Source organism: Sinorhizobium fredii USDA 205 (genome assembly GCF_001461695.1).
Lineage (GTDB): Bacteria > Pseudomonadota > Alphaproteobacteria > Rhizobiales > Rhizobiaceae > Sinorhizobium > Sinorhizobium fredii.
This window is the reverse complement of record NZ_AUTC01000099.1, coordinates 140571-147380: the sequence shown is the minus strand read 5'-3', so window position 1 is coordinate 147380 and position 6810 is coordinate 140571. Positions and strand designations below refer to the sequence as shown.

At 64.6% G+C, this 6810-nt stretch carries 7 protein-coding genes; 2 read left to right on the top strand and 5 right to left on the bottom strand.

Annotated elements, in window-relative coordinates; genetic code table 11:
* Nucleotides 1-274 precede the first annotated feature (274 nt).
* A complete protein-coding gene (locus N181_RS11055) occupies nucleotides 275-1189 on the bottom strand; it encodes a GNAT family N-acetyltransferase (protein WP_037393703.1) in 915 nt (304 codons plus the stop codon).
* A 144-nt stretch (nucleotides 1190-1333) separates the two neighbouring features.
* On the opposite strand from N181_RS11055, the gene N181_RS11050 reads away from it, so the two are divergent.
* Both N181_RS11050 and N181_RS11045 read left to right on the top strand, forming a co-directional pair.
* Nucleotides 1334-2266 carry a tyrosine recombinase XerC gene (locus N181_RS11050; RefSeq protein ID WP_037393732.1) on the top strand — a complete coding sequence of 311 codons (933 nt, stop codon included), beginning with the start codon at nucleotides 1334-1336 and terminating at the stop codon, nucleotides 2264-2266.
* Between the two features lie 146 nt (nucleotides 2267-2412).
* Entirely contained in the window at nucleotides 2413-3492 is a 1080-nt protein-coding gene (locus N181_RS11045; RefSeq protein WP_014330045.1) for a TraB/GumN family protein, read from the top strand.
* Here N181_RS11045 and N181_RS11040 read toward each other — a convergent pair.
* The 4 genes from N181_RS11040 to N181_RS11025 form a co-directional block, all read right to left on the bottom strand.
* On the bottom strand, nucleotides 3476-3973 hold the full coding sequence (locus N181_RS11040) for a DUF2867 domain-containing protein (RefSeq protein WP_014330046.1): 498 nt from the start codon (nucleotides 3971-3973) through the stop codon (nucleotides 3476-3478). The genes N181_RS11045 and N181_RS11040 overlap by 17 nt on opposite strands.
* Before the next feature lie 135 nt (nucleotides 3974-4108).
* The gene (lpdA, locus tag N181_RS11035; RefSeq protein ID WP_037393711.1) at nucleotides 4109-5515 is read right to left on the bottom strand and encodes a dihydrolipoyl dehydrogenase; all 1407 of its coding nucleotides are present in this window, start codon (nucleotides 5513-5515) and stop codon (nucleotides 4109-4111) included.
* A gap of 41 nt (nucleotides 5516-5556) precedes the next feature.
* Nucleotides 5557-6309 (bottom strand): SDR family oxidoreductase, encoded by a 753-nt coding sequence (locus N181_RS11030; protein ID WP_037393736.1) that lies wholly within the window; start codon nucleotides 6307-6309, stop codon nucleotides 5557-5559.
* Nucleotides 6306-6809, bottom strand: a complete 504-nt coding sequence (locus tag N181_RS11025; RefSeq protein ID WP_050984018.1) for a hypothetical protein — start codon at nucleotides 6807-6809, stop codon at nucleotides 6306-6308. The genes N181_RS11030 and N181_RS11025 overlap by 4 nt, the downstream gene beginning before the upstream one ends.
* Nucleotide 6810: the final 1 nt, after the last annotated feature.

The following is a 6810-nucleotide window of genomic DNA, read 5'->3' as shown; positions in this document are numbered from 1 at the left end:
CCAGATGGCTTTCGTCTATGGCTGAACTTTCCCCGGACAGCCCTGCCGCACGCGGGGCGAGGGGACTTAGGCGGCGGCCGCGGGTCCTTCTCCCCGCGAGCGGGGAGAAGGTGCCGGAAGGCGGATGAGGGGCCTTGTTCATTCCTCTTCGTGGTCTATCGAGCCGGCCGGAGCGAACGGTAGTGTTCGGCAAACACTTAGCCGATCTGCAGCGCAACAAGAACCATCAGGTCCGGATTTTCGTTTCTTCGGAAGCATGCGCCGCATCCTCGGCTCAGCCGCAACGGGGCAGCGCATCGAAGACGGCGTCGCTATCGCGCGCAAGCTCGAAGATCGTATGGCGCTCGAGTGCACGGGTGACCTCCATCGGGTCGCCGTCGAGCGCTTCCGGAGGGATAAGATTGCCGACCCGAAAATCGAAAAGGTCGCCCTTCTTGTTCAGAAGCTCGTGGAAAACGGTCATGTCGCGCAGTTCCGTCGACCACTTGGCGAACCAGTAGAACAGCCCGGAGTTGCGCGCGCTCATATGCACCGGCAGGATCGGCAGGCCATATTTGCGGGCAAAGCCGACCGCGGAACTTTTCCAGGGGCGTTCGTTGAGACGCCCCTCGGCCCAGTAAGCGATGCGGCCCGATGGAAAGAGCACGGTCGCCTTCCCCTCTTCAATGGCCCGGTTGGTGACTTGCAACGTTTCGCGCGCCTTGAGCTTCGACTTGTATTCCTCGCGCCACTCCACCGGGATGACCATCTCGACGAAACGCGGATTGACGCGGATGGCGTCGCGGTTGGCGAAGAACATCATATCCGGCCGGCGGCTCTTCAGGAGATCGAAGACCGCAATGCCGTCGGCGATGCCGGTCGGGTGGTTGCTGACGAGGAGAAACCCGCCCTGCGCCGGGATCCGCTCGGCCTTGTCGACACGGATGTCGAGCGCGAGCAGCGAGCTCAAGTGCTCGAAAGCCTGGAAGCCCGGCATGTTGGCAACGGAATTGGCGAACTCGATCGCCTTGCGGTAGTTGAGCAGCGTGTGAAGAAAGGGCCGCATCACCGGCCACATAGGATGGCGAACGATCTTCTGGCCGCGCTCGGCGATCAGCGTGTCGACGATATGACCGGGGCGGCCCTGCGAGACCAGCGCAATTGCCCCTGCAAAATGCGCCAGCGCGCTCGCCGAATCACGTCTCGCCATGGTCCCATCCGCGGTTGCTGACCGAACATCGCAATTCAATATGATCGAAGAATGACAAATTCCAAGAGGATGTTAGCGAAAACATAAGGGCTCCGCGACATGCTCGGCACTGGAAAACAGCTGAGAACGATCGCCGGACCGACAATGAACGAACTTCTTGTGATAGGCCACCCCGAGGTGATGGACGAGCGTCAGCGGTGGCTTGCGAGCCTTGCCGAAGAACGCCGCCTGTCCGGAAAGACGGTCGAGGCCTATGAGCGGGACACGCGGCAATTCCTGACCTTCCTGACCGGGCATCTCGCCGGGCCTCCGCGGCTCGCCGATATCCGCACGCTGAGGCCCGCGGATCTGCGCGGCTTTCTCGCGCAGCGCCGCAAGGCCGGAGCGGGGGCGCGCACGCTCGGGCGCGGGCTCGCGGGGCTGCGCTCGTTCCTGCGCTACCTGGAGAAAAACGGCCTTGCCAACGCCGCCGGCGCCGGCGCGGTGCGATCGCCGAAACAGCCGAAATCGCTGCCGAAACCCTTGACGGACCGGGATGCCCTGAAAGTCGTGACGGCCGATGCACAGCTTGCCGAGGAGCCGTGGATCGCCGCCCGTAACGCTGCCGTGCTCACGCTCCTCTACGGATGCGGCCTGCGCATATCGGAAGCGCTAACCCTGACACCGGACGATTTTTCAGGGGCGGCGTCGCTGCGCATCACCGGCAAGGGCGACAAGACGCGGATCGTCCCGCTGATTGCCGCGGCAACGGAGGCGGTGGCGACCTACAGGAAACTCTGCCCCTATCATATCGGCCCCGGGGAGCCGCTCTTCCGCGGCGCCCGTGGCGCCAAGCTCCAGCCGGCGATCATCCAGCGCGAGATGCAGAAGCTGCGTTCCGCCCTCGGCCTGCCCGATTCGGCGACGCCGCATGCACTGCGGCATTCCTTCGCGACCCATCTGCTCGCCGGTGGCGGAGACCTCCGCACCATCCAGGAACTGCTCGGCCATGCCAGCCTCTCGACCACGCAGGTCTATACGGGCGTGGACTCGGCACGTCTATTGGAGATCTACGATCGCGCCCATCCGCGCGCGTAGAATTTCGGGTCCGTGAAAACCGCTCACGCTTTTCCCGATCCCGTTCTAAAATTCGACGCGCTCGCCCGTTAACCACCTGCGTTAAGGAACCCGTGACCGAGGGGGCGTAGGGTTCGAAGTGCATTTGCCCCGGGGGACCGACACCCATGACGACGCTTACAGGACCCGTTCGCACTCTTGCCGCCAAAGCGGCCGACGGCCTGCTGTGGCTGATCGCACTCATTCACGTGCTGACGGCTGCGAGCCTTCTCGTCGCCCTGCTCTCGATCTCGGAGGCCGAGGCGGCGGAAGATGCCGAGTGCGGTGGCACCAATATCCTCGCCGGTCTGGAGCAGTCCGATCCGGTTCGCCTGGCCACCATACGACGCGAGGCCGATGCAGTGCCGAACGGAAAGGGTCTGCTGTGGAAGATCGAAGGGCAAGGATTGGCGCCGTCCTTCCTGCTCGGCACCATGCACGTCACCGATCCGCGCGTGCTGGCGATGCCCGCCGGCGGTGCCGAAGCCTATGCCGGGGCGCGGACCGTCGTCGTCGAATCCGACGAGATCGTCGACGAGAGAAAGGCGAGCGCCGCCATCATGATGCGCCCCGACCTCACGATGTTCGCCGACAACAGGACGATCAACGATTTCCTGGAGCCGAAGGATCGGGCGCTTCTCGAAAACGGCCTCAAGGCGCGCGGCATTCCCCTGCCCCTGGTCGCCAAGATGAAGCCCTGGATGATCGCCAGCTTCGTCGCGCTGCCGGCCTGCGAGTTCACCCGCAAGGCGGCCGGCGCATCCTTCCTCGACAAGAAGCTCGCCGAGGATGCCGTCAGCCAGGGCAAGACCCTGAAAGGGTTGGAAAGCCTGGTCGAGCAGCTTTCCGCGATGGATTCGCTTCCCGTCGAGTGGCATCTGAAGGCACTGATAGAAACACTCGCGCTCGGCAAGACGATCGATGATGTGCTGGCGACGATGACCGACCTCTATCTCGCCGGCGACACCGGCATGATCATGCCGATGATGCGGTCGGTGGCCGAGAAAATCTCGCCCGGCGATCTCGGCTACGCCGATTTCGAGCAGCGGATCATCGTCGACCGCAACAGGATCATGGCGGTACGGGCTCAACCCATCCTGAGAGAGGGCAACGTCTTCATGGCCGTTGGCGCGCTGCACTTGCCGGGCAAGGAAGGACTTGTCGAGCTCCTTCGCCAGCAAGGCTTCAGCCTCACGCCGGTCCACTGACGGGCGGCGGCGCCGGTTCGTTCAGTTGCGCGAGCAGTGCCGGAACGATCGCCTTGTGAAAGGGCGTGACGGCGGCGAGATAGAGATAACCGAACAGGTTCCTGCGCCGCACAAGGGTCGTGACCCCGATCACCTGGCTATCGGCCGGCCCGTCACGCACCTCCACGACGATGCGAAAATCCAGATGCCGGTCGTCGAAGCCGAGGACCGCTTCACGCTCGCTCTCGCGCAGGATCGGAAAGGCGCCGATGAGACTGGCGTCTCCGGCAGGGGCAGCGGCCTTGAGGCCGAGCGGCGCGACAAGGCGGTTGCGCAAGGCCAGGAGGCTGCTTATCCAGCGCGGCGCGCTTCCAAGCGCCCGCCTTGCCGCTTCATGCGCGGTAAGCCGTTCGCCCAGAAAGAGAAGTTCATAGCAGTCCGCCCAGTTGGCTCCGGGCAGGCATGCGTTGGGCAAGCGGACGGCAACGCTGCGAGGTCTCATGAACACGATCCTTTTCGTTGTCGCCGGTGGCCCCGGCCCCAGACTCACGGTGGAGCATTCATGATTGCGCTGCTTGAAGGCTGAAAGCAGGGGGGCCGCTTGTCGCCCCCGGGCCAATTGTCACATGGGAGCCAATCACATGTGGATCGGCTTGAAGAAGGTGGAGAGCGCCGCTTCCTTCACCGCTTCCGACATGGTCGGGTGCGCATGGCAGGTGCGGCCGAGATCCTCCGACGATCCGCCGAACTCCATCAGCACGGTAATTTCGTGGATCATCTCGCCGGCGCCGAAGCCGATGATGTGGCCGCCCAGCACCCGGTCGGTCTCCTTGTCCGCAAGGATCTTCACGAAGCCATCAGTCTGGAGCATGGCGCGGGCGCGGCCATTGGCGGTGAAGGGAAACTTGCCGACCTTGTAGGCGATGCCGGCGGCCTTCAGTTCCTCCTCGGTCTTGCCGACGGAGGCGACCTCCGGCTGCGTGTAGACGACCCCCGGAATGACGTCGTAGTTCACATGGCCGGCCTGTCCGGCGATGATCTCGGCGACGGCCACGCCTTCGTCCTCCGCCTTGTGGGCGAGCATCGGCCCGCGCACCACGTCGCCGATCGCGTAGACACCGGCGATGCTCGTCTGGAAATGATGGTCGATCTCGACCCGGCCGCGCGAGTCGAGGACCACGCCGGCCTTCGCAAGGCCCATGTTATCCGTGCAGGGCTTGCGGCCCGTCGCGATCAGCACCACCTCCGCCTCGAGCGTGCTCGCCTCGCCGCCCTTGACCGGTTCGAAGGTCACCTTCGCGCCACCGGCAGACTTCACGACGCCGGTCACCTTGGCTCCGAGCTTGAAGTCGATACCCTGCTTCGCCAGCATCCGCTGGAGTTGCTTGGCGACTTCGCCGTCCATGCCGCCGAGGATCGTATCGAGGAATTCGACGACGGTCACCTTGGCGCCGAGACGCGCCCAGACCGAGCCGAGCTCGAGGCCGATGACGCCGCCGCCGACCACGACCATGCTCGCCGGCACCTTTTCCAACTCCAGAGCGCCGGTCGAGGAGATGATGACCTTTTCGTCGAATTCGACCTCGACGCCCGGAATGCCTGCAACGTCCGAGCCGGTCGCGATGACGATGTTCTTCGCTTCGAGGACCTGCTCCTCGCCTTTGTCGTTGGTGACGGAGACCTTGCCCTGGCCGAGAACCTTGCCGGTGCCCTGGAAGCCGTCGATCTTGTTCTTCTTGAAGAGAAAGGAGACGCCGTCGACATTCGCCTTAACGGTCGCGTCCTTGTGGGCGAGCATCTTCTGCAGGTTGAGCTTGGGGCTTGCGACCTCCACGCCCAGCGCATCGAGACCATGCGCGGCGTAGTGGAACATCTCGGAAGCATGCAGCAGCGCCTTGGAGGGAATGCAGCCGACATTGAGGCAGGTGCCGCCATAGGTGCTGCGCTTTTCGACCACGGCGACCTTCATGCCCAGCTGCGCCGCCTTGATGGCGCAGACATAGCCGCCGGGACCGCTGCCGATAACGATGAGATCATAAGCCATTTGAAAATCCTTCTGGGAGGGTAGTCATCTTGAAAGGGCGGTCATCGCCCGCCGCTGACATTGAGGATGGCCCCCGTCACATAAGTCGCCTTATCCGACAGGAGATAGAGAATTGCGTCGGCCACTTCCCCGGCCGTGCCGGGGCGCTGCATCGGGATCGACGGCGCCATGTCGCGGGCTCGATCCGGCAGGCCGCCGGACGCATGAATGTCCGTATCGATGATGCCCGGGCGGACCGCATTCACACGGATGCCCTCGGACGCCACTTCGCGCGCGAGGCCGACGGTGAAGCTGTCGATCGCGCCTTTAGCGGCCGCATAGTCGACATACTGACCCGGTGCGCCCAGCACAGCCGCGACGGAGGAGAGGTTGACGATCGAGCCGCCCTGCCCGCCGTGACGCGTCGACATCCGGAGTACGGCCTCCGCCGCACAGCGAATGGAGCCCGTCACGTTGACGCGAAACATCCGCTCCAGCCGCTCCGTCGAAATCTCGTCGATTCGCTGCGGCGGGCCGACAATGCCAGCATTGTTGACCAGCCCGTCGAGCCGCCCGAAGGCGGCATCGACGGCCGAAAAGATCGCCTTTACCCCGTCCTCGGAGCCGACATCGCCATGAATGGCGATCGCCGAGCCGCCGGCCCCGGTGATTTGGTGGACGATGTCCTCGGCGGCTTGCTGCTGGGAGGCATAGTTGACCGCCACCCGCCAGCCTTCCGAAGCCGCGGCCAGGCAGACGGCGGCGCCGATGCCGCGGCTGCCGCCCGTGACGAGAAGGACGCGGCCGCCACTCATGCGGCGCATCCCTTGAAGTGGAAGACGTCGGAACTGTCGGCCGTCGCCTTTCCCTTGCCCCAGGCGCTCGACTGGCGCAGCGACGGACCGAAATCCGGCAGCAGGATCTGCCGGGCGGCCGGTGCATCTTCCGCCTGAAGCAAGCCGATCGTGCCGGCGTTGTCGACGGCGTAGATCGGTCCCTGCCAGACGGTGCAAGCCGCCAGGTCGGCGCCGGTCACGTCGCCCGTCGGGCAATCGTGCATGACGATGCCGTTCGGGCGTTCCGGCTCGCCGGACGGCAATACGACGCCGTTGAGCGACACTTCGGTGCCCGCCACGCTGATCTTGAAATGATTGCTGGTCACCGCCGCTTCCGAACCGACCGGCTCGAAATGCAGCTCATAGCTACCGGCCGGGTCGGCATAGATCGCCCGTGCCTGTGTGCAATCCTCTGCCAGCGCCTGCGAGGCGCCGAGCGCCAGAGCGAAGGAAGCGAGAATGGCCGGCCGGGCAGCCATA

Bases quoted from the DNA above. Each gene is read 5' to 3' on its own strand.
- N181_RS11055 (WP_037393703.1), bottom strand. From the start codon at position 1,189: ATGGCGAGACGTGATTCGGCGAGCGCGCTGGCGCATTTTGCAGGGGCA.
- N181_RS11050 (WP_037393732.1), top strand. From the start codon at position 1,334: ATGAACGAACTTCTTGTGATAGGCCACCCCGAGGTGATGGACGAGCGT.
- N181_RS11045 (WP_014330045.1), top strand. From the start codon at position 2,413: ATGACGACGCTTACAGGACCCGTTCGCACTCTTGCCGCCAAAGCGGCC.
- N181_RS11040 (WP_014330046.1), bottom strand. From the start codon at position 3,973: ATGAGACCTCGCAGCGTTGCCGTCCGCTTGCCCAACGCATGCCTGCCC.
- lpdA (WP_037393711.1), bottom strand. From the start codon at position 5,515: ATGGCTTATGATCTCATCGTTATCGGCAGCGGTCCCGGCGGCTATGTC.
- N181_RS11030 (WP_037393736.1), bottom strand. From the start codon at position 6,309: ATGAGTGGCGGCCGCGTCCTTCTCGTCACGGGCGGCAGCCGCGGCATC.
- N181_RS11025 (WP_050984018.1), bottom strand. From the start codon at position 6,809: ATGGCTGCCCGGCCGGCCATTCTCGCTTCCTTCGCTCTGGCGCTCGGC.